Origin of the sequence: Metabacillus sp. B2-18 (assembly GCF_021117275.1) — a bacterium.
Taxonomy (GTDB): domain Bacteria; phylum Bacillota; class Bacilli; order Bacillales; family Bacillaceae; genus Metabacillus.
The window spans coordinates 1,648,511-1,675,351 of the sequence record NZ_CP088245.1; the positions used below are offsets into that span (position 1 = coordinate 1,648,511).

At 33.4% G+C, this 26,841-nt stretch carries 27 protein-coding genes; 15 read left to right on the forward strand and 12 right to left on the reverse strand.

The genetic code is table 11. The features are described 5' to 3' along the window. Window positions 1-27 precede the first annotated feature (27 nt). Together LPC09_RS08280 and LPC09_RS27320 are read right to left on the reverse strand one after the other, a co-directional pair. Window positions 28-465: a hypothetical protein gene (locus LPC09_RS08280; RefSeq protein WP_231309408.1), complete on the reverse strand. Its 438-nt coding sequence runs from the start codon at window positions 463-465 to the stop codon at window positions 28-30. Window positions 466-640: 175 nt separating this feature from the next. Continuing rightward, window positions 641-1,630 carry a GGDEF domain-containing protein gene (locus LPC09_RS27320; protein WP_098797996.1) on the reverse strand — a complete coding sequence of 330 codons (990 nt, stop codon included), beginning with the start codon at window positions 1,628-1,630 and terminating at the stop codon, window positions 641-643. A gap of 229 nt (window positions 1,631-1,859) precedes the next feature. Here LPC09_RS27320 and LPC09_RS08290 point away from each other — a divergent pair, with 229 nt between their 5' ends. Next, on the forward strand, window positions 1,860-3,107 hold the full coding sequence (locus LPC09_RS08290; RefSeq protein WP_231309409.1) for an ATP-binding protein: 1,248 nt from the start codon (window positions 1,860-1,862) through the stop codon (window positions 3,105-3,107). 56 nt (window positions 3,108-3,163) lie between these two features. On the opposite strand, the gene LPC09_RS08295 is transcribed toward LPC09_RS08290, so the two are convergent. Continuing rightward, window positions 3,164-3,562 (reverse strand): hypothetical protein, encoded by a 399-nt coding sequence (locus LPC09_RS08295; RefSeq protein ID WP_098797998.1) that lies wholly within the window; start codon window positions 3,560-3,562, stop codon window positions 3,164-3,166. 113 nt (window positions 3,563-3,675) lie between these two features. After that, window positions 3,676-4,962, reverse strand: a complete 1,287-nt coding sequence (locus tag LPC09_RS08300; protein ID WP_098797999.1) for an NCS2 family permease — start codon at window positions 4,960-4,962, stop codon at window positions 3,676-3,678. A gap of 357 nt (window positions 4,963-5,319) precedes the next feature. On the opposite strand from LPC09_RS08300, the gene LPC09_RS08305 reads away from it, so the two are divergent. From LPC09_RS08305 to LPC09_RS08315, 3 genes are all read left to right on the forward strand, one after another. Continuing rightward, window positions 5,320-5,970, forward strand: a complete 651-nt coding sequence (locus LPC09_RS08305) for a glycoside hydrolase domain-containing protein (protein WP_098798089.1) — start codon at window positions 5,320-5,322, stop codon at window positions 5,968-5,970. A 185-nt stretch (window positions 5,971-6,155) separates the two neighbouring features. Then, window positions 6,156-7,061: a chemotaxis protein gene (locus LPC09_RS08310; RefSeq protein ID WP_098798000.1), complete on the forward strand. Its 906-nt coding sequence runs from the start codon at window positions 6,156-6,158 to the stop codon at window positions 7,059-7,061. Between the two features lie 139 nt (window positions 7,062-7,200). Beyond that, window positions 7,201-7,758, forward strand: a complete 558-nt coding sequence (locus LPC09_RS08315) for an HD domain-containing protein (protein ID WP_098798001.1) — start codon at window positions 7,201-7,203, stop codon at window positions 7,756-7,758. A gap of 53 nt (window positions 7,759-7,811) precedes the next feature. On the opposite strand, the gene LPC09_RS08320 is transcribed toward LPC09_RS08315, so the two are convergent. The 4 genes from LPC09_RS08320 to LPC09_RS08335 form a co-directional block, all read right to left on the reverse strand. Further along, window positions 7,812-8,294 carry a YkyB family protein gene (locus LPC09_RS08320; RefSeq protein ID WP_098798002.1) on the reverse strand — a complete coding sequence of 161 codons (483 nt, stop codon included), beginning with the start codon at window positions 8,292-8,294 and terminating at the stop codon, window positions 7,812-7,814. Window positions 8,295-8,467: 173 nt separating this feature from the next. Next, window positions 8,468-9,898, reverse strand: coding sequence for an HD-GYP domain-containing protein (locus LPC09_RS08325; protein WP_231309410.1), 1,431 nt, complete (start codon window positions 9,896-9,898; stop codon window positions 8,468-8,470). A gap of 213 nt (window positions 9,899-10,111) precedes the next feature. After that, window positions 10,112-11,398 carry an MFS transporter gene (locus tag LPC09_RS08330; RefSeq protein ID WP_098798004.1) on the reverse strand — a complete coding sequence of 429 codons (1,287 nt, stop codon included), beginning with the start codon at window positions 11,396-11,398 and terminating at the stop codon, window positions 10,112-10,114. 97 nt (window positions 11,399-11,495) lie between these two features. Continuing rightward, complete coding sequence (locus LPC09_RS08335) at window positions 11,496-11,990, reverse strand: L,D-transpeptidase family protein (protein ID WP_098798005.1); 495 nt, start codon at window positions 11,988-11,990, stop codon at window positions 11,496-11,498. A gap of 244 nt (window positions 11,991-12,234) precedes the next feature. Here LPC09_RS08335 and LPC09_RS08340 point away from each other — a divergent pair, with 244 nt between their 5' ends. The 5 genes from LPC09_RS08340 to LPC09_RS08360 all read left to right on the forward strand — a co-directional run bounded on the left by LPC09_RS08340 (window position 12,235) and on the right by LPC09_RS08360 (window position 19,136). Next, window positions 12,235-13,719: a Ppx/GppA family phosphatase gene (locus LPC09_RS08340; protein WP_098798090.1), complete on the forward strand. Its 1,485-nt coding sequence runs from the start codon at window positions 12,235-12,237 to the stop codon at window positions 13,717-13,719. A gap of 236 nt (window positions 13,720-13,955) precedes the next feature. Next, window positions 13,956-16,067: an RNA degradosome polyphosphate kinase gene (locus LPC09_RS08345; RefSeq protein WP_098798006.1), complete on the forward strand. Its 2,112-nt coding sequence runs from the start codon at window positions 13,956-13,958 to the stop codon at window positions 16,065-16,067. Between the two features lie 129 nt (window positions 16,068-16,196). Continuing rightward, a complete protein-coding gene (locus LPC09_RS08350; protein ID WP_098798007.1) occupies window positions 16,197-16,577 on the forward strand; it encodes a fluoride efflux transporter FluC in 381 nt (126 codons plus the stop codon). Next, complete coding sequence (gene crcB / locus LPC09_RS08355; protein WP_098798008.1) at window positions 16,574-16,936, forward strand: fluoride efflux transporter CrcB; 363 nt, start codon at window positions 16,574-16,576, stop codon at window positions 16,934-16,936. Before LPC09_RS08350 ends, crcB begins: the two co-directional genes overlap by 4 nt. A gap of 112 nt (window positions 16,937-17,048) precedes the next feature. Further along, on the forward strand, window positions 17,049-19,136 hold the full coding sequence (locus tag LPC09_RS08360; RefSeq protein ID WP_231309411.1) for a bifunctional diguanylate cyclase/phosphodiesterase: 2,088 nt from the start codon (window positions 17,049-17,051) through the stop codon (window positions 19,134-19,136). 10 nt (window positions 19,137-19,146) lie between these two features. On the opposite strand, the gene LPC09_RS08365 is transcribed toward LPC09_RS08360, so the two are convergent. Then, entirely contained in the window at window positions 19,147-20,019 is an 873-nt protein-coding gene (locus LPC09_RS08365) for a metallophosphoesterase (RefSeq protein ID WP_231309412.1), read from the reverse strand. A 45-nt stretch (window positions 20,020-20,064) separates the two neighbouring features. Here LPC09_RS08365 and LPC09_RS08370 point away from each other — a divergent pair, with 45 nt between their 5' ends. Continuing rightward, window positions 20,065-21,072 (forward strand): IS1595 family transposase, encoded by a 1,008-nt coding sequence (locus LPC09_RS08370; RefSeq protein ID WP_098795657.1) that lies wholly within the window; start codon window positions 20,065-20,067, stop codon window positions 21,070-21,072. Between the two features lie 34 nt (window positions 21,073-21,106). Here the strand turns inward: LPC09_RS08370 and LPC09_RS08375 are convergent, their stop codons facing one another. After that, complete coding sequence (locus LPC09_RS08375) at window positions 21,107-21,538, reverse strand: YhfM domain-containing protein (RefSeq protein WP_098795656.1); 432 nt, start codon at window positions 21,536-21,538, stop codon at window positions 21,107-21,109. A 385-nt stretch (window positions 21,539-21,923) separates the two neighbouring features. Here LPC09_RS08375 and fadH point away from each other — a divergent pair, with 385 nt between their 5' ends. From fadH to LPC09_RS08390, 3 genes are all read left to right on the forward strand, one after another. Further along, complete coding sequence (fadH, locus tag LPC09_RS08380; RefSeq protein ID WP_098798011.1) at window positions 21,924-22,688, forward strand: 2,4-dienoyl-CoA reductase; 765 nt, start codon at window positions 21,924-21,926, stop codon at window positions 22,686-22,688. A 227-nt stretch (window positions 22,689-22,915) separates the two neighbouring features. Further along, window positions 22,916-24,133 (forward strand): EAL-associated domain-containing protein, encoded by a 1,218-nt coding sequence (locus LPC09_RS08385; protein WP_098798012.1) that lies wholly within the window; start codon window positions 22,916-22,918, stop codon window positions 24,131-24,133. 95 nt (window positions 24,134-24,228) lie between these two features. Beyond that, the gene (locus LPC09_RS08390) at window positions 24,229-24,468 is read left to right on the forward strand and encodes a hypothetical protein (RefSeq protein ID WP_231309413.1); all 240 of its coding nucleotides are present in this window, start codon (window positions 24,229-24,231) and stop codon (window positions 24,466-24,468) included. 274 nt (window positions 24,469-24,742) lie between these two features. On the opposite strand, the gene LPC09_RS08395 is transcribed toward LPC09_RS08390, so the two are convergent. Together LPC09_RS08395 and LPC09_RS08400 are read right to left on the reverse strand one after the other, a co-directional pair. Then, the gene (locus tag LPC09_RS08395; RefSeq protein ID WP_098798013.1) at window positions 24,743-24,982 is read right to left on the reverse strand and encodes a glutaredoxin family protein; all 240 of its coding nucleotides are present in this window, start codon (window positions 24,980-24,982) and stop codon (window positions 24,743-24,745) included. A 30-nt stretch (window positions 24,983-25,012) separates the two neighbouring features. Beyond that, window positions 25,013-25,981 (reverse strand): MBL fold metallo-hydrolase, encoded by a 969-nt coding sequence (locus tag LPC09_RS08400; RefSeq protein WP_231309414.1) that lies wholly within the window; start codon window positions 25,979-25,981, stop codon window positions 25,013-25,015. Window positions 25,982-26,290: 309 nt separating this feature from the next. On the opposite strand from LPC09_RS08400, the gene LPC09_RS08405 reads away from it, so the two are divergent. Together LPC09_RS08405 and LPC09_RS08410 are read left to right on the forward strand one after the other, a co-directional pair. Next, window positions 26,291-26,527 carry a YkuJ family protein gene (locus LPC09_RS08405; RefSeq protein WP_098798014.1) on the forward strand — a complete coding sequence of 79 codons (237 nt, stop codon included), beginning with the start codon at window positions 26,291-26,293 and terminating at the stop codon, window positions 26,525-26,527. A gap of 21 nt (window positions 26,528-26,548) precedes the next feature. Further along, window positions 26,549-26,701, forward strand: a complete 153-nt coding sequence (locus LPC09_RS08410; protein ID WP_098798015.1) for a hypothetical protein — start codon at window positions 26,549-26,551, stop codon at window positions 26,699-26,701. The last annotated feature ends 140 nt before the right edge of the window (window positions 26,702-26,841 follow it).

The following is a 26,841-nucleotide window of genomic DNA, read 5'->3' on the forward strand; positions in this document are numbered from 1 at the left end:
GAACCGTAACAACGGTTCCTTCCTGAGTTAACGACAACTAAATGATTGAATACGATCTAAATCAATACCGAAATAAACCCAACGATATTGACGTCTGCGCCAACGATATCCTGCGATAGAGTTGCGCCCTACAAATGTTGGATAGAACCAGAAGCCACGTCCATTGTTTAAACGAATATATGTGTATCGATATAAACAACCACGAATTCCACCTGGATCTACAGCAAAAACACTTGCTTGACCTTGTGATTGAAGGGGTGGTATTTCACTTGGTGGTGGACCAGGGGGAGGGCCTGCTTGATCAAATCCACCTCCAAATCCACCTTGACCGTAGCCAGGCGGTCCAAATGGAGCTTGTTGATCAAAATCATTTTGAAAAGGATATTGATCAAAACCATTACCAACTGGTGGCCCATAAGGCGGGAATCCGGGCACTTGAATTGAAAACTGACGATATGGATACATATTTTTCTCTCCTCTCATGAACCTTCGTATTACATTATGCAATAAAATTAGATAGGTGAATGTCCCGGATTTGTTTTTTTGTATTGATAAGTGGGGAAGGTATCATTCTGATGAAAACACGGCGGAACAAAAAAAGATAATGAAAAAGAAATTTCTTCTCCATTATCTTTACTTGTTATTGTTGTGGTGCACAACAATCCTTCTTAGCATTCAAATCATAGCTCACATAACAGCTATCTTCTTGTAACTTACAGAGTTTTTTTACTTCTGCAGCAATTTTACTAATCTCATCTATTGAATGGTAAATATGATTCTGATTTGTAATAGTAGCTATAGAGAGAGCTACTAATGGTATTTTGTTGAAATTACCGTTACGATCTTTTGTGTAAACAAATTTATTATTCCAGTCATGAGGATCATAATATTGTTTTATGCGAACTTCATATTCCTGGATAATAAGTTGGCAAATCTCTTCATAATGGTAATGAGGAAGAATGGCTACAAAATCATCTCCACCGATATGTCCGACAAAGGCATCTCTATCATCAATTAATAAAATATTTTTGCTTAATAGGTTGGCTACTTCTTTTATTAACAAGTCACCTTTTTTAAATCCATATGTGTCGTTGTATTCCTTGAAATGATCAAGATCAACATAAAGAAATGAAAATTCTTTTTGTTTATTAGTAAGAAATTCATTCATCTTTTCTTCAATAAGAACATTTCCAGGTAATCCTGATAAGGGGTTAGTATACATTGCTAGATTCACTTGTACTTCAGCTAGCTTAATCAGCAGATTTTTTATACTGACTATTCCCTTTAGCATTTGATCTTTAGTAACAACTACATAATCATACAGGTTTTTTTGGCTACGTCCCATTGCTTTTGAACTAACGACAGTAATTGCTTCAGTATGTTCGACAATAAGTGGAGCTGTATCCATGACTAGATCAATTGGTCTTCCCATAAAAAGATCAAAACCATATTTGGTAGAAATTTTTTGGTAAAATTGTGCTTTCATGACAAGTCCAACGGGTTGATTTTCACTAGTAACGACGATTCCTTCAAGATCAGGTAAATCTTCAAAAATCTGATTTACCTCCGAACTTTTTGTTTTTATTGAAACAACTGGTACTTTTTCGATAATATCTCCAATGGTTACCATGTACTCACGACTCCTATTTTAATGAACAGGCTGATATATTACCTACTATTGTACTATAAAAACAGAAGATTTTTGTTAAATAAATGTAAATTTTTCAGGATTGAGAAATAATATGAATGTTTTCCCTCGTTAGATTAAAGTAAATAGGTATAAATATCTATATTGCTTTTTTGCCTAAAACATTGATATCCTATACTTATTATTGAATCATCATCATTGGAGGATCATTTTGTTATCACTTATAAAACCACTTATTGTGAATATTACCATTTTATTTTCATTAACATTTAATGCTAATTTGTTCTTACCATTTCAAAAAAACGTTAAACTAACATTAAAATATAAATCAATATATGGTTTTTTAGGTGCATTTGGTGCATTGTTATGTATGGCATATCCTATTGAGACGTTAGGAGAAACAAATTTTGATTTGCGTATGATTGCGATTATGGTTGTAACCTTGTATGCTGGGTGGATTCCTGGAAGTATCATTGTTACGATTGTATCAATTGCACGATTTATTATCGGAGGATCTTTTTTACATATTGGAATTATTGTTTCTATAGGTGCTTTTGTTATTGCTCTATTGTTTAGAAAACAGTATTTAAATGCAGCAAATCGATTTGTAAGTGCTTCATTTATCTCAATCATTTATTTTTTATTATATATAATCGTGATTTATATTAATATCGATTTCTTAGATGCAAAGTTTTACTGTATCTATTTTTTAGCCTTTTTTGGAACATATATGGCTACGATCTTTATTATTGAAACCTTAATGAAGTCTAATAAACAATTTGATGAAATGGTATACATGGATAAGCTGACAACAACAGGTCAAATGGCAGCATCAATTGCTCATGAAATACGAAATCCTATTACAACTGTAAGAGGTTTTATCCAGTTAATTCAACAAGATACGGTTGATCAAAAATTAAAAAAGTTTGCTCCTCTTATACTGGAGGAATTGGACCGCACAAATAATATCATTACTAATTATTTGAAGTTAGCGAAACCAGAGTCTTTTGAATTAACGAAGGTGGAGCTAAATACAATTCTAAGTGACTCTATAGAATTATTACGTCCTTTAGGGACTTTCTCAAATGTATCCATTGAATTTACTCCTTTTAGAGAAAGTTGTTTTGTAAAGGGGGATATACAGCATATAAAACAATCTTTACTAAATATTATAAAAAATGCGATCGAGTCCATTGAAGAATGTGGAGTAATCGTTATTCGAACTGATATAGATCGAAATGAGGGAAGGGCTATTATTAGCATTGAAGATAATGGAAAAGGAATGACAAAAGAAGAATTAAAACATATTGGTTTACCTTTTTACACAACGAAAACAAAAGGTACAGGTTTAGGAAGTATGATCACAAATCGACTAATTCGACAAATTGGGGGAACGATAGAATATAGCAGTGAGTTGGGTAAAGGAACTGCTGTTACGGTTACTTTTCAGTTAGTCTAATGGTTTCTCTATATAAAATGGAAAGCTGACAATTCATAGTCAGCTTTCCATTTTTATTATCGTTGTAATTTTTCGACCTTTTGTGTTTTTAAGTCTACCATATACCATGCTTCACTGTTTTCTTTTTCTCCTTCAAGTGAATAGACATGGATTATATAATGACCATTTTCTAAGTGGTCATATTGAACAATTGTATTTTCATTATGCTCTGAACCTATTTTCTTCTTAACTAATTTCTCAGCTTCAGTAGGATGTAACGGATCATCGTTATTATCCAGATTTACTTCTTCTCTTGATTCAACTAGTAGGTCATCATTTCTTTTTATTTCATCATTGCCTGTTTGAAGTAAACCTTGTTCCTGCTCCACTTCTGCTCCATTCATTGCTTCATCTTGGTTGTTCGTATTACAAGCTGTACAAATTAATACAGTCATAAATATTACAAAATATTTCATAATCCACCTCGCGACTTTTATCATAACTCATGCTTATTTTGTTAAATCAGCGTGTTATTTATGCGAAATGAATGCTATCTGGACAATAAAAAAGACAGATATAAGCTCTGTCTTTAATGTAATGAATGAAAGATAAAGTTTAACAAAAATAAAAATGCAATAATATAAAGAGGTGGTTTAACATCTGTTTGTCTTTTAAGTACAATCTTTAAGATCGGATACATAATAAATCCGAATGCCATACCATCTACAATACTATAGGTAAATGGAATTAAAGCAATAATTAGGAATGCTGGGAAGCTCTCACTAAAGTCGTTTAAATCAATATGCTGGATATTTTGTATCATTAAACTTCCAATTAATATTAGTATAGGAGCTATTGCGCTATCGGGAATTATTCTTACAAATGGTAAGAATAAAAGTGAAGTTAAAAATAAAACTCCAGTTGTAAGTGATGTTAAACCAGTTCTTCCACCAGCAGTAATTCCAGCTGCTGTCTCAACAGTACTTACCGTAGGACTTGAGCCGAAAATACCAGAGGTAATTGTTGATAATGCGTTAGCTTGTAAAGATCGATTATATCGCTGTGGACGATTAATCATATGTACTTGACCAAATACTAAGCCAATGTTCTCAAATACGATAACCATTGTTAAAGAAAACGTTGCTGTCCAGAAAGCAATATCAACCATATTTGCAAAAGACATAGCCAAAAAAACCTCTTTATACATAACAAATGCATCAACTGATTTAAAAGTAAAATCATAGTTGAGCTGACCAAAGCATGCTGAAAGAATAGTCCCAAATAATATACTAATTAGAAAGTTACCAGGTATTTGTTTGGAAAATAATATAACAGTTGTAATTAAAGTGATAAGAGTCAAAAACACAGTTGGTTCACTAAAATTACCTAAGGCTACGAATGTTTCTTTACTTAAAACAACAATGCCGCCTTTTTGTAGACCTATAAATGTTAAGAAAAAACCAATTCCAACTGTTATGGCTTCTTTTAAAGACAGTGGGATTGACTCCGAGATTATAGTTGAAAGCTTTGTAAAGGCAATAATAGTAAACAGAATACCGGAAACAAAGACAACTGCCAGACCTTCTTGCCAAGTTAGCCCCATCCCCAACACAATAGTGTAAGTGAAAAGTGCGTTAACTCCCATGCCAGGAACAAGGATTATAGGCGTATTTCCGAATAACCCCATAATTAAACAACCCGCGACAGATGTCAGAACTGTTGCTATTATCCCTGCTTCTAAAGGTATCCCCGCGTCGGCTAAGATAGAAGCATTAACAACGACAATATAGACAATAGTGAAAAAAGAAACGGATCCAGCAAGTATTTCCTGTTTTATTGACGTTTTATTTTTAGTTAATTGAAAAAACTTATCCAATGTAGACCTTCCTTAATTGTGCCCCTCAACCCAACCCATTGAATACGAAAAAACGATCCACTACAGGATTATAACAAGAGTGTCACAAAAATGCATTTAATTTTTGTTTCTTTATATTTACAAAGTACATTACTATCATGTCATAGAACTGATATAAAAATGTAAACAACATAGAAAATAAGACCAATTATGAAGTTAATAATGCAATCTCAACTAAAATTGAAATGAGTCAAGCTTAGAAGGGAAAATGAGTTAATGGAAATGGATTGAAAAGTGGGGGATTTATTAATTATATGTTTGAGACAACCCTGAACTTTCATATACATGTGTAGAGCGTAGAGAAAGGGTGTGGTGTCTCTGGCACGAAAAGTTTGGGGCGTTGATTCAGCATATACAGTTAATCAAGAGTTATATGATTGTGTAAGAAAGCGATTTGGTTTACCTAAGTTTTGGGGGAGATACTTAACAGATATTCCTAAGGTTTCAAACGGTTTAACTAAACAAGAAATCACTTTTATCAGAAGTAAGGGGATAAAAGTATTACCTATTTATAATGTTATTAGAGAAGCCGTTGGCTATGATGAAGCGCAAATTGCCGTAAGAAATGCTGTTTATCATGCCAGAAGACTTGATTTACCTCAAGGTACGGTTCTGTTCGCAAATGTTGAAAATTTCTTTAATGTTGATTCAGCTTGGATAAGAGGATGGGTCGAAACACTCTTACCGACCGGGTATCAATCGGGATTTTATCATGATCCGGTTGAAGGGGATTTTACTCAAGCTTATTGTCAGGCTGTTCAGGAGAATAATGAAATTGCCCTACAAACCATTTTATGGAGTGCAGAACCTGAACCAGGAGTAACTTCTGAAAGAAAAGCCCCTAAGTATAATCCGGCAACTCCAAACTGTAAGGCAAATGTTTGGGTATGGCAATATGGCAGGGATGCAATGAAATGCCAGATAGACACTAATCTGGCAGATGAAAGAGTATTAAATTATTTATATTAGTATAAAAGCTTGGAATGAACTCCAAGCTTTTGCTTATAGACTGAATCAAGATAATCGTATTAAAATACTAAAACAATTGCTGCTAGGACATGGTATTTCTATAAACTCAAATAAAATCCTTTAAGTTTTTAAAATATTTGCCGATATAATAAGTACAAATGTATTCAGATGGAAGGAAGAAGAAAATGGATCAACAAAAAGGGATTTTACTTGAGAGTGGAACAAATGAACTTGAAATTGTAGAGTTTAGCGTAGGTAAAAATAAATTTGGTATTAACGTAATCAAAGTAAAAGAAATTATCCAGCCAGTACAAGTAACGCAAATACCACATTCACATCCAAATGTGGAAGGAATCATAGATATCAGAGGGGAAATTTTGCCTGTCGTAAGTGTTTCTAGAGCGCTAGGTTTTGGACAAGATGAGGCAGTAAAAGATGAAAAATTTATTGTTACAGAATTTAATCAAACAAAAGTTGTTTTTCATGTACATGCAGTTACACAAATTCACCGAATTTCCTGGGATAAAATAGAAAAGCCATCTGGAATGTATCAAGGCTTGGAAAGTCAAATTACAGGAGTAGTAAAAATTAACGGAGAGATGATTCTTCTGTTAGACTTTGAGAAAATTGTTGTTGATATCAATCCAGAGTCAGGGATTAATGTTGAAAGTGTAAAAAAGCTCGGGTCAAGAGAAAGATCGGAAAAAAAATTAGTTATTGCAGAAGATTCACCGTTATTACGTAAATTATTGCAGGAAACGCTTAATGAAGCTGGATTTCAATATATTGAATTCTTTGAAAATGGTAAAGATGCACTATCCTATTTAAAGTCGATTGTAGAGGCAGGCAAAGCAATCGAAGACGAGGTGCAATTAATTATTACTGATATTGAAATGCCACAAATGGATGGACACCATTTAACAAGAAGGATAAAGGATGATCCATTATTAAGTATTTTACCAGTTATTATCTTTTCTTCCTTAATTACGAGTGACCTTCGACATAAGGGCCAGATGGTAGGGGCAAGTGAACAAATAAGTAAACCTGAAATAAGCACCCTTGTACAAAATATCGATCAGTATGTACTTTAATATACAGAAGACTGCATAATATGCAGTCTTTTTGTAGTACAACTAAGAGGGAAAAATATGCATTGGGGACGGATTGATCGAGATCATTCTGGTTTATAATAAAGCAATCATTTAGTTATTAGTGGCTAGAGGTGAAGATATGGAGATTCTTCTAAAAGCAAGAGATTTTGCTAAGAACGCACATAATGGACAAAAAAGAAAAATAAGTGGAAAACCATATTTTACACACGTAGAAAATGTGGCAGCTATACTTAAACAATCCGGTTTTCCTGATAGCGTCGTTGCAGCAGGATATCTGCATGATGTTATCGAGGATACCGACGTATCCCAAGAGGATATTAGAGAGATATTTGGCGAGGAGATCTTGCAGCTTGTTTTACATAATACAGAAAACAAAGAGTTGGAATGGGAGCAAAGAAAACAAGCTACCATACTAAAAGCAAATGAATCATCGTTTGAAATTAGAGCATTAATAGCAGCGGACAAACTAGATAATAGTAAGGATTTACTGAACTTTTACCAACAATATGGAGACAAAGTGTGGGAGTTTTTTAATAGAGGGTATGAAAAACAAGCTTGGTATTATAAGGAATTAACAGAAGCTTTATTTAAAAATGTAAATGAAACCGAAGTTCCTGATTTTTTTCATATTCTTAGAAGTAATGTTGAACATCTATTTAGTCAGAAAGAAATGTAACTTCTAAAAAGGCAAAAGAAAAAGCCACTTACGATAATGTGGCTTTTTTGTATTTATCTGTAGCTCTCACCTAATCTTTTAAAAACCGGCTTTTCATATGTACGTGCTTTGTTTGTACGATAATTGTGTGATTTAGGTTTTTTCTCTTCCTTCATTCCAACGTAATTTTGTAAGAGAATCTTGGCCTTAGTTAAGGACATGTGTGTTTTTGGGTTACGATAAGTTGAATTTAATGAACCTAAATGTGGAAGTTGATCGAAGTCATCTTTTGTAGGAGGCATATGAAAGTAATACTCCCCAGCTAAAACTAAAACATCAGATTGCTGTTGACTTAATTTTGGATTATTTGAAAAGTGAAGTCCTTTTTTAGTTGCTTTTCCTTCTTGGACAAGCTTAAGTAATGCTTTCTTTTTTAAAGCATAAAGATATTTTGGGTTTGGTGCAGTTTTTGCATGACGGTTAACCACGTAAATAGCACGTGCGAGGTTTTCAATTGTTGGGTTTAATCTTGGATCGAGCCGCTTATGATCGTCCATTGGTTCTCTCCTTTTCTTGTTACACTTTCAGTTTGTATCTATCTTATATAAATTATACTTGGTCAGTAGTAAAATGCAACTAGAAAAGGGTATTTAATTGCAAAAATTCATTAAAGTCTGTAAATAGAAGCATACGTCAAAACGAATGCTTCTATGATAGATTTTCTCAAAAGTTATACGCTTTTCTTAAGTTGATCGCTAGCCAACTGTTCATTTTGTCTCATATAGCTTATGAAAAGTTGAGCATATCTTGGATCCCACTGAGACCCTTTTCCTTCTTCTATAATTGCTAAAGCTTTTTGAATAGGCATACCTTTACGATATGGACGATCAGATGTCATAGCATCAAAAGCATCAGCAACAGCCATAATCCTACCGAAGAGAGGAATATCTTCCCCCAGAAGACCTTCCGGATAACCTAATCCGTCATATCGTTCATGGTGATATTTTACACCTGGAATAAGTGCATCCATCTCCACTTTAGGCTGAACTTGGGAGAGAATGGTTGCTCCGATAACAGGATGGGTTTTTATTTCATTAAATTCCTCATCCGTTAAGCGACCATCTTTCAATAAGATATCATCTCTAATGCCTATTTTTCCAATATCATGTAATAAAGCTGATTTTCTTAATAAATCTAGTGTTTCCTTATCTAACTGAGCTTGTTCACCAATTAAAACTGAATACTTTGCAACCCTGACTGAATGACCAGCAGTATATGGATCACGTGCATCTAATGCTAGTGCTAGTGTTGTAAAAAGACTGTCTAATAGTTGTTTGTTTATTTGATCCCTTCGTTTAAGACCACTAACCATTTGATTATAGCCGGATATTAATTTGGAAAATTCATCAGAATACACATCTTTTTGATAAACAAGATTACCTTGCTGAATTTGTTGCATCGCATCTTCAAGTGTTTGGATAGGTTCTGCTATATTATGAAATAATAAATACGCACCATAAAAAGCAAATAATATCGAAACAACTAAAACGATAACAGCCCAACTCCAGTATTCTGTTAATAATGGGATGGAGGCTTCGGTAAATCGAAAATGAGTGGCTAAACTAAATAATAACAAAGGAAAAATACCTATAAAAATTGCACTATACAATACTTTCTTTTGAATTGAAATGTATATATGCGATTGATGTGAAAAGTCCACGTCGTATAAATTCTGACTTTGATCTCTAATATAAACAAGTATCGGCTGTATAGCCTTGGTAGCTAAAAAGAATTCTATAATAGCATGCATTCCTGCTATAAGTACAGAAGCACCGAAAGCAATTCCAACATAATACAAAGGAAAAGGAAGCATTTCATTGTTAATATAAATGTAGCTCATTGCCATGGCAGGTATAGAAAATCCAAATAAATGTGGACCGAAGATTCTATATACACTAAGAATAGGTAATCGATGTGTTTGTTTAAAAGATAATCTTAAGTCATCAAGTGATGGTTGATCATTCAAGAATGTCCTTTTTATTGGTCTGATCATAAGTGAAAATACAATACTTTCAAGTGAAAGCATACATAAAAGTGAAAGGCAGATTATTTTACCCAATATAATGGTTTCATTTAATTGAACATCTATTGTTGTAAACATGAAAAGTGCTCCAACTCCAAATACTGCAAGTAAGGAGCCAAATATATAGTTTCTAAGTAGAATCAATAAAAAATGTCTAAATATCGTATGTCGCATTTGCTCACAACCTAACATAAGTGGTAAAGAATAAAGTGTCACCATATATATCGGCTAGAAATGATAAATATTAAGGGGATAAGAGACAAGGATGACTCTTTGGGAAAGTCATCCTTTTTAGATTGAGGTGATATTTGCATTAGCTTTATGATTCAATCTTCTTTGCTTTCTCTCAAATGCCTCACTTAATTTTGGAAGTGTGAAGGCATAGAAGAGGGAAACTAGTAAAATAATAGCGGCAATTCCGTAATAGAGTAAATCAATTTCCTCAATGATTTTTGGGAATAAAAGTGCAATAAGACCTAATGTCATAGATTGTGCAAACATCATTAGTGGGTCAATCCATCCACTAACACGGCCCATAAGTTTAGGATGGACAATTTTAGGCATCCAGCCGCCAATTGCTATATTAATTGGACCTAAGCATGTCCCAATAATAAACACGATAATAAGAAAGATCGATATTCTATCTGTAAAACCTAAAAAGAAAACGAGCAAACTTGTTAGAAAGATTGGAAAGATCATTAATTGATGTGGCTTAAACTTTGAGGCAATTAATGTTCCCAGACCGCTTCCTGTTAATAATCCTAAACCTAATGAAATGGCGAAAAGGGATGCATACCATTCATAGTTTGTAGGTGAGAGTTCATATTTCATTGTAAACATAGGTAAGATAGCAAATGCTCCATTAAAAAAACCAAAAACAAAAAAGCCAAAGATTAAAGAAGCTAACAGTCGATTTTTAATAATATAAAGTATTCCATCTTTAAAATCGACAAATGAAGATTTAATACTAACATCTTTCCATTCTAACCTTCCATTAGGAAGTCTTGCAGAAGATGGTATCTGACATGACCTAATAAGTAAGCCAGAGATAATAAAGCTTACAAAGTCAACAGCAACTGCACCATGTATTCCGATTGTTTTATACATTGCTGCACCTATGCCGACTCCAAACACCATAAAAATACTAAAAAGCATTTGATTTAGTCCAGCTGCTTGTGCATATTGATCTTTGTTTAAAATCCCTTGAACAAGACTGTTTTCAGCAGGGAAAAAGAATTTTGTTACAGCACTTCTTAAGAAAAGTACCAGAAAAATAAGAGGGATAGAGTTAGTGAAAAGTGAACCAAATAAGATAACGGTTAAAGCTGCGCGTATCCAGTCACAATTTTCAGCTACTTTCTTACGATCAAATCTGTCTGCGACAACTCCAACGATGAAAAAAACGAGAATGGTAGGTAATGAATACATCAGCTCTGCTATTGTTGCATAAGAAGGCTGATGACTAAAATGATCCAGTAAATAAAAGGCAAAAGCCATATTTCCTATTGTTGTACCCATTTGCGAAAAAAGGGCAGCATAGAATAATTTAACAAAGTTACGATTACGAAAAATTTTCATTTGTTCGCTCCTTATTTTCTTCGTCCATATCTACAATTGTCATTATAAGGTAACAAATAAAGTTTTGATACGTAAATTACAAAATCTTAATAAAATCTTAAGGTCTTATCATTACATTAGTACCATTAGGAACTAGTGAAGCTAGTTCTAAAACATCGCTGTTGTACATTCTAATACATCCTTGTGAAACGGCTTTACCAATAGAAGATGGGTTGTTTGTTCCATGTATTCCATAGTGGATTTTAGACAAGGAAAGCCACATTGCCCCAAAAGGTCCACCAGGGTTTGGTTCCCGATTTACAATGACAAAATCTCCTACAGGTGTAGAACTAACTATTTTCCCTACGGCAATAGGGTATTCTTTCATAACTTGTCCGTTTCTGTTTAGGGTTAAACGTTTATTGGATATAGATATTTGAATCGAATAAGGAATGGTATCAGGATTAGGTAAACCTGGAATCGTTATTTTTTGTCCAATATAGATAATATTAGGATTTTGAATTGAGTTTGCTGATAATAGCTTATTTATAGTAGTTCGGTAATTAGCAGCTATCAGGGCAAGGCTTTCTCCTTGTTTAACAATATGAATCATGTTAATACCTCCATTTATAATAGACACTGTTATACAGAGATTTTTGTGAAAAAAGAAATCAATATAACTTATGTATGGATATGGTATAATGTACATTAATTTATTCCTAAAAGATGACGTTTACAGTAAGATATCAAATAAATGTTTAATACTTTATTCACACAGTTGTATGTAATTTATATATGTAAGGGTGTTGAAATTGAATCAAGAAAAATATGCAATAGTTGATATCGGATCAAATACAATGAGACTTGTTATTTACTTACGGGAGAAAAGCGGAAGATTAAAAGAAATTGAAAATGTAAAGGTAGTGGCACGTCTTAGAAACTATTTATCAGATGAGGGAGTGTTAATGGACGAAGGAATGTCAATTTTAATTAACACGCTTCTTAGTTTTAAGGAGGTAACAAATCATCATAAATTAGATGAGGTAAAATGTGTGGCCACCGCTACAATCCGCCAAGCCAAAAATCAGCAAACAGTTCTTGAAAAAGTAAAAGCTGAGACTGACTTTGTGATTAGAATCTTATCAGAGTATGAAGAAGCCTATTTTGGTTATTTAGCTGTAGTTAATACAACACCTTTTGATCATGGTATTACAATTGATATTGGTGGAGGAAGTACAGAGCTTACGTACTTTGCCAATCGAAAATTAATAAGTTATCACAGTTTTCCTTTTGGAGCGCTATCTTTAAAAAAACAATTTATAAAAGGTGACGTTCCAACTCCGGATGAATTAAAAAAGTTAAGAGCGTTTATATATGAACAGTTTCAAACACTTGATTGGGTAAATAACAGAAAGCTTCCAATTATCGGTATTGGAGGAAGCGCGAGAAATATGGTTCAAATACACCAAGAACGTATCGGATACCCAATTGCAGGTGTTCATCAATATTTAATGAATAATGAGGACATTAATGAAATCAACCAATATCTTCAGTCATTAACGTTTTCAGAGTTACAACGAGTCGAAGGGCTCTCTAAAGACCGAGCAGATATTATCATTCCTGCTGTTGAGGTGTTTTCTTGTTTAGTGGAGGTTGTAAACACAAATAAGTTTGCATTAAGTAAAAAAGGTTTGCGAGATGGTGTTTTCTTTGAGGAACTTACAAAGGAATTTGGAATAAGTATTTTCCCTAATGTTATTGAAGAGAGTTTTTATGAATTGGCAACAGATTACAGCATTAACTTAAACCATGTTTTTCATGTAACTACAAATGCATTAATGATAACTACTCTTCTTGGTAAAGCTGAATTAGCTTCATTTAATAAAGAAGATGAGCTATTACTTAAAAGAGGTGCATTTGTTTATGACCTTGGTTCATATATTGACTCGGAATCAAGCAGTCAACATACTTTCTACCTTCTAGCTAATAGAACAATTGATGGATTGCTTCACCGAGATCGGATTATTATCGCATTGATTGCTTCTTATACAAGTAAAACAAATTTCAAAAGATATGTTTCTTCATATAGTGATTGGTTCACAAAAGATGAGTTAGCAAAGTATAGAATGTTAGGAGCTATACTAAAATTTGCATATAGTTTAAATGCGACGAAAAGAAATATTATTAGATCCCTTGATTTGAAGCTTGAGCAGGGGAAGTTGGTTTTCGATGTTACATGTAACAGAGATTGGAAGCCAGAGCAATATCAAGTTGAAAAGCAGAAGAAACATTTGGAAAAAGTATTGAAAAGGTCAATATCTATTCATTTTGTTGAAGAATAAAAAGATAGATCACTGTTGATAGTAAATGTCGAATGTACGTTAAGTTTTAATAACAACTTGTTAGAGGAAGTTATGCTAATCATTATTTATCTAAGTTTGGTATTGTCTAAATTTATTCATAAGCTAACTATTATTTACATAAAATTAATAAAAATTTACATAAATTTTACAATTTGAGTAGTACCATAGTGCTATCATGTAAACAATAGATATTTGTCGAAAAAGGGTGGCTTAAAATGAATACAATAAATAAAAACGCTGTAGATCTACAGAGTCCGCTATATTATAACAACAGAGAACTAAGCTGGCTTGCTTTTAACGAACGAGTTTTGGAAGAAGCACTAGACGAGCGTAACCCTTTACTAGAAAGGTTAAAATTTTTAGCGATATTTAGTTCAAATTTAGATGAGTTTTTCATGGTTCGTGTAGCGGGATTAAAAGACCAAGTAAAAGCAGGTTTTAATAAGCCGGAAAATAAGGCTGGGATGACCCCAAAACAACAACTTAACCAAATAGGCATTCGAACTCACCGCCTTGTTGAAATGCAATATGAAGCTTATAATCACCTTCTGATCCCAAATCTTGATATAGAAGAGATTCAGTTATTAAAGATGGAAGAAGTAGCTTCTGAGCAGCTACAAATTCTTGAGGAATATTTTGACGAACAAATTTTCCCTGTCCTTACTCCAATGGCTGTTGATGCATATCGGCCGTTTCCAATGCTTTTAAATAAAAGCTTAAATCTTGCTATTGTTATCGAGGATAACGATGAATATGAAGAAAATCGCTATAAAACAGCTATTGTTCAAGTTCCTTCTGTTTTAGATCGCTTTGTTAAACTTTCTTCTTCAGGAGCTACTCAATTTGTGTTGCTTGAAGATATTATTAGCAGGTTTATCCATAAACTTTTTAAAGGATATAAGGTGGTTTCTGTATCTGTTTTCCGGATCACTAGAAATGCAGATATGACGATTCATGAAGAAGGTGCTCGTGATTTATTAAAAGAAATTGAAAAAGAGCTGAAAAAACGAAAATGGGGAGCAGCTGTTAGGCTGGAAATCCAAAAACAAGGATTTGATCGTAATATTTTACGTTATCTTACAGAAGAACTCGAAATTCATGAAAAAGATGTATATGAAATAGATGGACCTCTAGATCTAACATACTTATTTGGTTTTGCAAAAGAAATTTCTAAAATTAGAGAAGACCTTTTGTTTGAAACACTCATTCCCCAGCCTCCACGCGATATCGGCTCAGATGAAGATATTTTTGAAAAAGTTTCAGAACAAGATGTTTTCTTGCATCATCCTTATGAATCGTTTGAGCCTGTTGTAGAATTTATTTCTGATGCAGCAGATGATCCAGATGTGCTTGCGATTAAACAAACTTTATATCGGGTTAGTGGTGATTCTCCTATTATTGAGGCGCTTATGCGTGCTGCTGAGAATGGGAAGCAAGTAACAGTTCTCGTTGAGTTAAAAGCTCGATTTGATGAGGAAAATAATGTCCAATGGGCTAAGGAGCTTGAAAAAGCTGGATGTCACGTTATTTATGGGATGACATACTTAAAAACTCATAGTAAAATAACTCTCGTTGTTAGAAGAAAAAATAACCGAATTGAGCGATTTGTTCATCTTGGAACAGGTAATTACAATGATCAAACAGCAAAAATATATACAGATATGGGCTTGCTTACATCAAAAAGGAAATTTGGTATTGATGCCACAAATTTCTTTAACTATTTAAGTGGATATACCGAAAAGCCTGAGTTTCATCATTTATCTGTAGCACCTTTTGACATTCGTAAGGATTTTATTCAACTTATAGATGATGAAATTAATTTCCACAAAAGATTTTCAAATGGACGGATTATTGCAAAAATGAATTCTTTAACAGATAAAGTCATTATTACAAAGCTCTATGAAGCTTCAAACGCTGGAGTTAAAATTGACTTAATTATTAGAGGAACATGCTGTTTACGTCCAGGAATAAAAGGAGTAAGTGAAAATATAAGGGTTCGCAGTATTGTTGGTAGATTTTTAGAGCATAGCAGAATCTACTTCTTTCACCATAATGGAGAAGAAAAAACATTCCTATCATCCGCTGATATGATGACAAGAAATATGGAGAAGCGAGTTGAAATCTTATTTCCTATCTTTGATGGTCGAATCAAGAAACGCTTAAATCAAGTCCTAATGTCAAATTTAGCTGATAATGTAAAGGCAAGAGAGCAGGACAAAGATGGTGTGTATCATTATGTAACTCGTGAGGTTGAAGATGAGCCAATGATCGATAGCCAATTATTACTTTTTGGCCAGGCTTATCGTGTTCTAGAAGATGAAGAATAAATAACATAAAAAAAGCAGGACCTTCAAATGACTAACTGAAGGTCCTTTCCTTTTCTTGAAAAGGAACTTTCTTTTGAGATAATAAGAGGAAGTTGCTCTTTTTAGAGAGATTAGGAGGAAAGGAATCTTATGATGAAAGAAAAATTTCATAATAGCTTAATTGTTGCAAGCGGAGGAGCAATAGGCTCCATACTCAGATATATGTTTTCTTTCGTTCACTCTTATGGACCATTCTCTACGTTTACAGTTAACATAATAGGTAGCTTTTTATTAGGTTTTTTCACGGTCTTCTTTACAAATCGGGTAGATAATAAGAAGTCGAAGTTACTTCTTGGTACAGGATTTTGTGGAGGATTAACAACGATGTCAACTTTAAGCTTGGAATTAACGACAATGCCGATACATCATGCTATTTTCTACCTTATATGTACTCTAATTATAAGTTTCTTACTAGTACTAATAGGTATGAAAATCGCAAGTAATATAGTGAAAAAGGAGGCTCAGTCATGATAGCTGTAGCAATTGGTGGTGCTTTGGGTGCATCAGTACGATATTTAATAGGTGAATACATTAATAGTACGTTCAAATCTTCAATACCTATTTCAATCATGCTAATAAACCTTTTAGGAGCTTTCTTATTAGGTTTGTTTATCAATGTCACACCCGGAAACATTCTATTATTTCTAGCCACAGGGTTTTGTGGGGGCTTTACTACTTATTCTACTTTTAGTATAGAAGCTATACAGTTAGTTCAAGAGAAAAAATATTTATATTTTATTTTGTATCTACTAATAACCATTGTTGGAAGTATTCTTTCAATTATGATAGGTAATTCTTTAACAACTCATTGGGGAGCAGTTGTTAAATGATAACATTATGGTACTATTAAATTAAAGATGCTAGGGACCAAGCAAAATTAACTAGTTACCACAGTTATTTTATTGTTAAACATTATAAATAGACATGTACAGGATGATGGGGATGACCGATTTTTTAAACTTAAAAAAAGACTTTAATAACGACAAAAAGCTATCAGTAATTGAATCGTTTATTTTTCAAATTATTTTAAAGCATATCAATGATTTGATATTTATTATGAAGGTTGAAATTGATGGTTCATTTACTTATTTATTTGTGAATGAAATGGGGAAAATAAGAGCAAAGCTTGACAATAATTATGCGGGGAAGACCTTTTACGACCTCCAACCTGCAAAGAGTGCAGATGAATTAAATGAGAAATATACATTTGTGAAAAATCATAAAATGGCAACCACATTCCAAGATAGAGTAAAAATTGATGAAAACCATTTTGCATATGGTGAAACCATTTTAACACCAATACAAAATGATGATGGCGATGTTATTTATATTATTGGTGTAACTAGAGATATTTCAGAAAGGGTTCATGAAAAGACCTTGTTAATAGAAAGTCAACAAATGTATAAATCACTTGTTGATTTCAATATGGATGCAGTTTTATCAGTTGATAATGATGGAGTGATCTGTTCGTTTAATCATTCTGCTAAAAGAATACTCAAGGTAGACGATGAATATATTAATGTGAGCGTTTTCTCGCTATTTGAATACAGCTATCATCTAGAAATACAACATGCATTTCAACGATCTATTAATGGAGAATCTTCTGAAGGAGAAGCGGTTCTTATTCAAAAGCAAAACAGATTAAATGTTCATTATAAAACTGTGCCTATTATGATAAATGAAACAGTAAGTGGAATCTTTTTTATATTAAGGGATATCACAGAGAAGGTAAAGCATGCGGAGCTAATTGAGCACCTTGCATATCATGATTCTCTTACTGGATTGTATAATCGAAGTGCGTTAAAAAAAGACTTACCTAAAGTAATGGAGATTTCTAAACAAAATCAAACACCTTTGGCTTTAATGTTTATGGATTTAGATCGCTTTAAAATGTTAAATGATACTCTTGGACATAATAATGGTGATCAAATCTTAATAGAGGTTGGAAAACGGCTGTTAAGTATAAACTCTCCTGAATTTAATGTATACCGTCATGGAGGAGATGAATTCATCATTGTTTTGCCATCATCTAATGTAGAAGCGGCAAGCAAGGTTGCCTCACAAATTCTGGATATGTTTAAAGACCCTTTTTCTATCAATGACAACTTATACTATGTTTCAATTAGCATAGGTATAAGTATATATCCTGATGATTGTCAGGATGAAGACTCATTAATCATGAATGCGGATAAAGCACTATATGTTGTAAAGCAAAGCAGCAGGGCACAATATCAACATTATCATAAGGCTATGGATAAAAATACCAACGAGTTATTATCTATGGAAACTGCTCTAAGAAGGTCTATAGGAAACAATGAATTAAAATTGCATTATCAACCACAAGTTGACTTGCATACAAATGAGATCGTAAGCTATGAAGTATTATTGAGATGGGAAAATTCACACTTAGGAAATGTTTCGCCTGCTAAATTTGTGCCCATTGCAGAGGAGTCAGGATTGATTATTTCTATAGGCGAATGGGTAATTGAGGAAGCATGCAAACAGCTTATGCAATGGAAAAAAGAAGGTTTAGGTGAAATTGTACTAGCTATAAATCTATCAGCTAAGCAGTTTGAACAACCTTATTTAGTAGAAAAAATAAAGAGCTTATTTAGTGAGTATTATATAAATCCTAATCAAATTGAATTTGAGATTACAGAAGGTGCCTTACAAAATGTAGATGAAGCATTGCATATTATGAGTAGGTTAAAAGAAATTGGAGTAGCTATCTCAATTGATGATTTTGGCACAGGATATTCTTCTCTAATGTATTTAAAACAATTTCCTATTGACTCCTTAAAAATTGACCAATCATTTATTCGAGAAGTGTTAACCGATCAAAAAGATGAGGCAATCGTCAAAACAATCCTTTCTATCGCCGAAAATTTAGGACTCTTAGTTGTAGCAGAAGGAATTGAAACGTTGGAGCAGTTGAATTTTTTAAAAACGCTAAACTGTCAAAAGGGACAAGGTTTTTACTTTAGCAAGCCAATCCCACCCGAAGAAATCACCAATAGGCTGAAGGATTAGATCCTTTAGCCTATTTTAATGAGTGGAGTGTAAACTGAGTTAATTCTGGAACAGATAAAAACCTAAACGGAAGTCTAGTTGTGCCTAATCCTCTATTAACATAAAGCTTCATCTTTTCCACATCATATAAACCCTCAATATATTCAGTAGCATAAGGTGGTGTAATTAGCGGTCCGATAAAGGGCAGTTGAATTTGTCCGCCATGACTATGACCTGAAAGCTGTAAGTGAACAGGATACTTTTTTGACTCAAGTGCTGCATCTGGTTCATGAGCTAATAGAATATTAAACATATCTTTATTTAAATTTCCTAGTGTCGCATCATAACTGGGTTTCCCAAGCATAAGGTCATCAATTCCTGCAATGGCTATTTTACTACCATCAACCATTTTTATATTTGCAACCTCATTTTGTAATAATGTAAACCCAGACATTGTTATAACATTTCGATAAATATCAGTACCGTAACCACCATGGTCATGATTCCCGTAAACAGCGTATTTTCCAAATGGTGCCTCTAACTTTTCAAGAACTGGAACAATCTTATTTATTTTCTCATATTGATTTGGTTCGTCCATTAAGTCACCAGTGAAAAGCAATAAATCAGGAGAAAGAGAATTGATTTCCTTCACAATTGTTTCTAGTCGTTCTAATGTGAAAAATTCACTTAAATGTGTATCGCTAAATTGTACGATTTTAAAACCTTCGAATGCTTTTGGGATGTTTGGATGTGACAGTGAAAGAATGTTTTTATCTAAAAAAGTAGGCTCAATATACCTGGCATATGTATAACCACCTGCTGCTGTTAAGAAGCTTGCAAAAGAAAAGGAAAGAAGACCTTTTAAAAAGGCTGTTTTCGCATAGATTGTTGCTTTCTTGACCATACTGTTAAAGGCTTGGTATAATGCTATTTCAAGGAGGCGTTCGGTATGTGGTTGGATGTGTATGAAAATGCAAATGAGCTTACAACAGAAGAACAGTTAGAGTTATTTAATGCTCTTAAAAGAGACCTTTTTCCAGATGAACCAGATAAGATTACCAAACTACTGAAACAAATTCGTGAAACTCGTTTTAACAGTGGTATGGCTTGTGTTCATTGTGGAAGCACATCTGTAAAGCGTAATGGTAAATACAAGACTCGCCAACGCTATCTTTGTAAGGACTGTAATAAAACATTTAACGATATGACTAATACACCATTCTCTGGTTCTCGCTATCCTGATAAATGGGTGAAATATATGGAGATGATGGTCGAAGGATATACACTACCTAAAATCGCTAAATGGCTTAGAATACACATCTCAACGGCTTTCTATTGGAGGCATAAAATACTGAATGCTCTGCGTTCGTTAGATTTTGCACAACTACAAGGTATCGTTGAAAGTGACGAGACCTTCTTTCGTGAGTCAATGAAAGGTCGTGAAGTTACCCATCGTAAACCTAAGAAAAGGAAGACTCCAGACGAAAAGAGAGGGATTTCTGACTTAAAAATTGCCGTTGTTGTAGCACAAGACCGAAATAACAACATTATTGCTTTGAAAGCTGGAACAGGTCGTGTTAAAGCAGATGAAATTGATACTGCCATCGGTAAATATATAGACCCCAAATCTTTACTTTGCACTGATACAGCGACTAACTATAAGAAATTCGCAAAAATGAAGGGATTAAAGCACGAACCTATCAATGACCGACAGAAACAACGAGTAAAGAAGGGAATTTATCATATTCAAAATGTAAATAGTTTTCATAGCCGCTTAAAGACTTGGATGCGAAGATTTCAAGGTGTGGCAACAAAGTATCTTGACAACTACCTTTATTGGTTCAGATGGCTTGAAATAGACAAGCATTTATCCTTTGAAAAACAAGTGGAGCAAATGCTTATTTCAGCGTGTCAAAAATCGAATAACACAACAGTTGAAATGCTAAAATGTGCATAAGAAAAGACCTCAAGCAAGAGGTCTCATTAAATTTCTATTCTATTAACTCAATTAACTTATCAGTCATTTCTTCTGAAACAGTATAGATTGTATGAGTGTCGTCTGTTTTCATTAAGGTGCTTTTTTGTCCTTTTTCACCTATCCATAAATGATAACTTTGCTTATTTTCATTTATGTAGATGACATCCAAATAATATTCAGGATTAGCCATATTCGCTATCCCGTCTTCTTTTACAGCACTTGAAATAATACTTTTAAATGTTTCGACATCTTTATCTTCTTCGAAAACAGTTGGACTGACTCCTTTTGACTTAGAAATACTAATCTTTGTAATTTCCGCATCACCTTCTGATTGTAATTCAGCGTTGGTATTTGCCGCATCCGTAGTAGTGCTATCTTCCGATTGGCAACCAAAAAGAATAGCGGACAACAAAGTTAAAGATAAAAGCAGAGTAATTTTTCTCATATATTATAAACCTCCAATCGTCTTGTTCTAATATTCAAATTAGACGAATAAAACCCTCTTGAAGTTGCACTCTATTTTATTTTATCAGAAAATTGTTACCTATCAACTTTTATCAAAAAACAACAAACTTTACGAAAACAGCCTTTAAAAAAGATCTTCTTGAATATAATTTTGTCATGTTTCTACCAACCATTTCTCCGTGTTTTATTCATATATATTAAGTCATTTTTTTTATTTACGTCCGTACCTGAAAAAATATTCTTCAATATAAGTATATCATGCTTCAATTTAAAGAACCATTTCATACTATTTGAATAGAAACAGAAGTGTAATTATGTTAAGATATGAATGAATGGTCATTCATTACACAAGGGGGAAAATGATTATGAAGGATAATGTTATTATTGTTACAGGTGGCTCAAGTGGGATGGGAAAAGCTATGGCAAAACGGTTTGCTGAAGATGGTGCCAAGGTTGTTATAATTGGTCGAACACTAGAAAAACTGAATGAAGCGAAAAATGAGATTCAAACATATGATGGACAGGTCCTTCCAATACAACTTGATGTAAGAGATCCTGAAAAAATATCAGAAATGATTCAGCACGTTGATACTAAATTTGGAAAAATTGATGGGTTTGTTAATAATGCTGCAGGGAATTTTATCTGCCCTGCTGAAAATCTTTCTATAAATGGTTGGAAGGCCGTAATAGACATTGTGTTAAACGGGACATTTTATTGTTCTTCCGCAATCGGAAAGTACTGGATTGAGAAAAAAGTAAAGGGATCAATTTTGAATATGGTGGCTACATATGCATGGGGAGCCGGGGCAGGTGTTATTCATTCAGCTGCTGCAAAGGCTGGAGTGCTTTCAATGACAAGAACACTTGCTGTTGAATGGGGCAGTAAATATGGGATTAGAGTAAACGCTATCGCACCTGGTCCAATTGAAAGAACAGGTGGAGCTGATCGTTTATGGGAATCAAAGGAAGCTGCTGAACGTACTTTAAATAGTGTGCCACTAGGTCGATTAGGAACTCCGGAAGAAATTGCAGCGCTCTCAGCATTCTTATTATCAAATGAAGCATCTTATATAAACGGTGAATGCATCACAATGGATGGCGGTCAATGGTTAAATCAACGACCATTTTAAAATGTGATAATTCAAACCTAATTTAAAGTCTGATTATTTGATAAGATGGCTGTCAATTCCTTTTAGTCATGAAGGTGTTTTGGCAGCTTTATTGTTCCCTCTTTAATATCTTTGAAAGCCTTAATTAATTTACAAAAAAATCCCTTTAGTTACAATTTTGCCTAATCTTTTCCGGACTATGCTATAATATGATTACTTTCTAGATAGATATAGGTGAGGGGATTGCAATGGATCCGTTAGACGTTTTAACGAATTTGGATAAAGTTTTTCCATATTATCAAGCAATTTTCAGTGCAGATGAACAAACAGTTATTGGTTATGAGGTATTAGGGAGAATAAAAATCAATGATCAAATAGATAGCCTTGGCTCATTTTTTCATGATGAAAGTATTCCAGATGAATATCGGATTGAAGTCGATGATCATTTACTACATATAGCAATAGATGAATTTTTAAAGCTTAATAACCAAGAACTGATGCTATTCATTAATCGAGATGCAAATTTGCTTATGCTAGATCATGGTGAAGATTTTTTGCATACTTTAATAGAAAAACAAGAAAAAGGATTACACTTAAATCAAATTGTACTGGAAATTACAGAACATAATTTTCTAGGAGATATTGAACAACTGTATCATCTTTTACTTTATTACAGAACTTATGGTATTAAAGTTGCTATTGATAATATCGGCAAGGCAGGTAGCAATTTAGATCGAATTGGCCTTTTATCACCCGATATATTGAAAATAGATTTACAGCCTCTCCGATTAACTTCACCACTTCAATCTTATTATGATGTTCTTTATTCAATTTCTTTGTTAGCACGGAAAATTGGGGCAACTCTTTTATACGAAGATATTGAAGTTAATTTTCAGCTTCAATATGCATGGAAAAATGGTGGTAGATATTATCAGGGATACTTTCTAAACAAACCAACTCGTAATTTTATTGAGAGGGACGATTGTAAAGAAAGACTTAGGTTAGAATTTCAGCGTTATATAAGCTCTGAGAAGAAAAAACTAGAAGGATTATATAACTTTACTGAACAGTTTAACCTAAGAGTCCAGCAAATGCTTAATAGAATTGGTAAGCAATATATTGATTATAAACAATTACTTGAACAACTCTCAAATGAGTTAGACGATTGTTGTTTTCGCATATATATTTGCGATGAAGATGGATTTCAGCAATCCGTTAATATATTCAAAAAAGATAATTGGGAAATCCAACCTCAGTATTATTTAAAAAATTGGAGTTGGAGACCATACTTTTTAGCAAATATTATAAGAATGAGATTTGATCAAAAGGGCTTTTTAAGTGATGTTTATAGTGACATAGAGACTGGTGAGTTGATTAGAACTTTTTCGTATCCACTAGATCAAAATCTGTATCTTTTTATTGATTTATCCTACGAGTATTTATATGAGGCAGATGGCTTATTATAAATTTTCCACCCTCAACTGGTTAGTATTCATTGAGGTACTGAAAGAATAATTTGCAGGTAATGAGTCATCCTATTTATAGAAGGGGTGACAGCAAGATGACCTACTTAACAATGGTACTCGGTGTGATAGCATTGCTTATATTGGCTTCAAGCTTAATTTATACATTTAAGGTAGGAAAACTTGTAAGTGAAAGAAAAGCAAAATATGATACTCAAATTAATGAAAAGGTTCAAGATCATCCTTATACTCGCAACCCAGTATTTCTAACTTATTTAATTGCAGCTGTTCTTTCACTTGCATATATTTTTTATTTGGCATTTACAATATCATGGTAAAAACGGCGGATAGGTTTTCCGCTGTTTTTTTTGTAGAAACTGATTAAAAAAACGTTGACAATGAAACTGATAATCATTATCATTGTAGTTAAGAAAGAGAATAAAACAATCTAGAACTACATAAAACATTTTTACGGAGGTGAAACCTTTTTCATCACCTTAGAATGTGCTTGTAGAGCTTGATTAGTCATTAAACTCTCGATTTTCCCCAAACCCCTTTTAATAGACGGAAAAAGCTTGGCTGGTCACCAAGCTTTTTTTCTTTCTTGATTCTTCAGTTTTCAATCTCCAATAACTTTTCAAGCTTTTGTAAATCAAAACCTGTTACTACTGCATCATCAACTGTTACAGTTGGTGTGGAAGTAGATTGTAATTCATTGATCAGTGTGTTTCTTGCATCTAAGTCTATTGAAACATCTTTTTCAATATAGGAAATCTGATGATGCTCTAAAAACTTCTTTACCACCTGACATGGTGGACAACTTGGTTGAGTATAAACTGTAACTTTTTTCACTCATATCCCCCTTACATTTTATATAGATTTTTACTTTTTTTGTTCAAGTTTATAAATGTAATCAACAAGGCCTTGAGCACAAACTGATAAATCAAGTAATACCATATCATGAACATCATTAGAAAGTGTAACTTTTTGTTCAGCTAACACTCGAGAAACAAGGTTTTCTAATTCAATATTTACCTGTTTACTTGCTTGTTGAATGGTTTCAAAGCTATTGCTAGTAAGAGTTTGCTGAGCTGTTTGTAAAAATTGAGGTAACCACTTTCTCAATTCATTAATTACCCTGTTTGGATTTTTACTGACTCCATAATGACTAAAATAAATTAAACTCACATTTAAATTTTCAATCATTTTTGCAGAATGAAGCATAGCTTCTGGGTCAAATTGATTAGGCGATGTAGAAGGTAGGTAAAATTCCTTATTGTTTTCAGGTAGAACCCCATAAAAAACCCCAATCGTATCCCCTGTAAATATTCCATTGCTTACAGAATCATGAATACTAAAATGATGATTTGCATGACCTGGAGAATCATAAAAGGTTAGAGTGCAGTGATTACTTAATTCAAGAGTATCAAGATGTTTCTTAATTATGATTCGATCTTCAGCAATTGGAAGTACTGGATGGAACAAACGATCAAAGCTTTCACCGTAGACTGCTCTTGCACCAGCAATTAATCTTGAGGGATCAATCATATGCCTAGCACCTTTTGGATGGACAATTAGCTTTGCATTGGGACACTTTTCTAAAAGTAATCCTGCTCCACCGGCATGGTCTAGATGAATATGTGTTACAATAATATAGGCTATTGATTCAAACGGAATGTTTAGCTCGTTTAGTCCTTCTAGGATATGAGGTACTGAAGGGCTTGCTGACGGTTCAAAAAGGACTACCTGTTTTTCATCCTGAAGAACATAGCAACTTGTTCTACCTTGCATTCCTAAATCCATTGTGTCGATGATTGTTATTCGATCATTAATCTTTTTTGTAAGTGCCAAAATTAATTTCCCCCTTGTTTTAAACACGGATTTTTTTGACTGACGAGGGTGAAAGTGATTTCCTAGCAATTAATATCAAGGCAGTTTTTGTTGCTTCAGTTGGATTGTTGATATTAATAAATCAACGTTTGTCAAAACTATGTCAATTTCCTTGGAAATCCTTATATACATAGTGTAAAATTGATATGGCACAAAGTAAAGATACTGATTATTGAATCGTTGTTTAGTGGATAGAATGTATGGTAGAGTAAAACAATAAAATATGAGGAATTAGTTATACGTTAACTCTTCCGGAAGGGGGATATTCTAGTGTCACAACTTTTAGGTATTATTACAAGACTTCAAAATTTACAAGAAAATGCGGGGTCTGGAGAACCAGTTCAACGTTTTTTCGAAGTAGAAGGTGAAAAACGCTGTAGTGTAAAATATTTTGATAAAAACAGCACGTTTGAACTAGAGGTTTATCAAAAGGGTGAAAAACCTCAATCTTACCAGTTCGACAATATTGATATGATTGCGATGGAAATTTTTGATCTCCTCCAGTAACTAACGGAGTAAGGAGGCAAAATGAGAAAAGAGCCTTTTGTTATTTGTCCATCATGTCATGGACAAGGACCACTATCAGAATCATTAACAGCTCAATCTAATCAAAATGTTATCTTTACGTGCGCTCATTGTCATGCAACCATTAAAAACATTGAGACTAGTAAAGGAAAGTAGCCATGCCTTAAGGTATGGCTACTTTTTTTTCTGCGTAATTATACGTTTGCTATGAGTTAGTTAGAATTAATGAGAAATACTCATAATATTCCTTGTTTCATACATATAGTGAGGTAGAAGGGAAAAACTCTTTTGAAAAA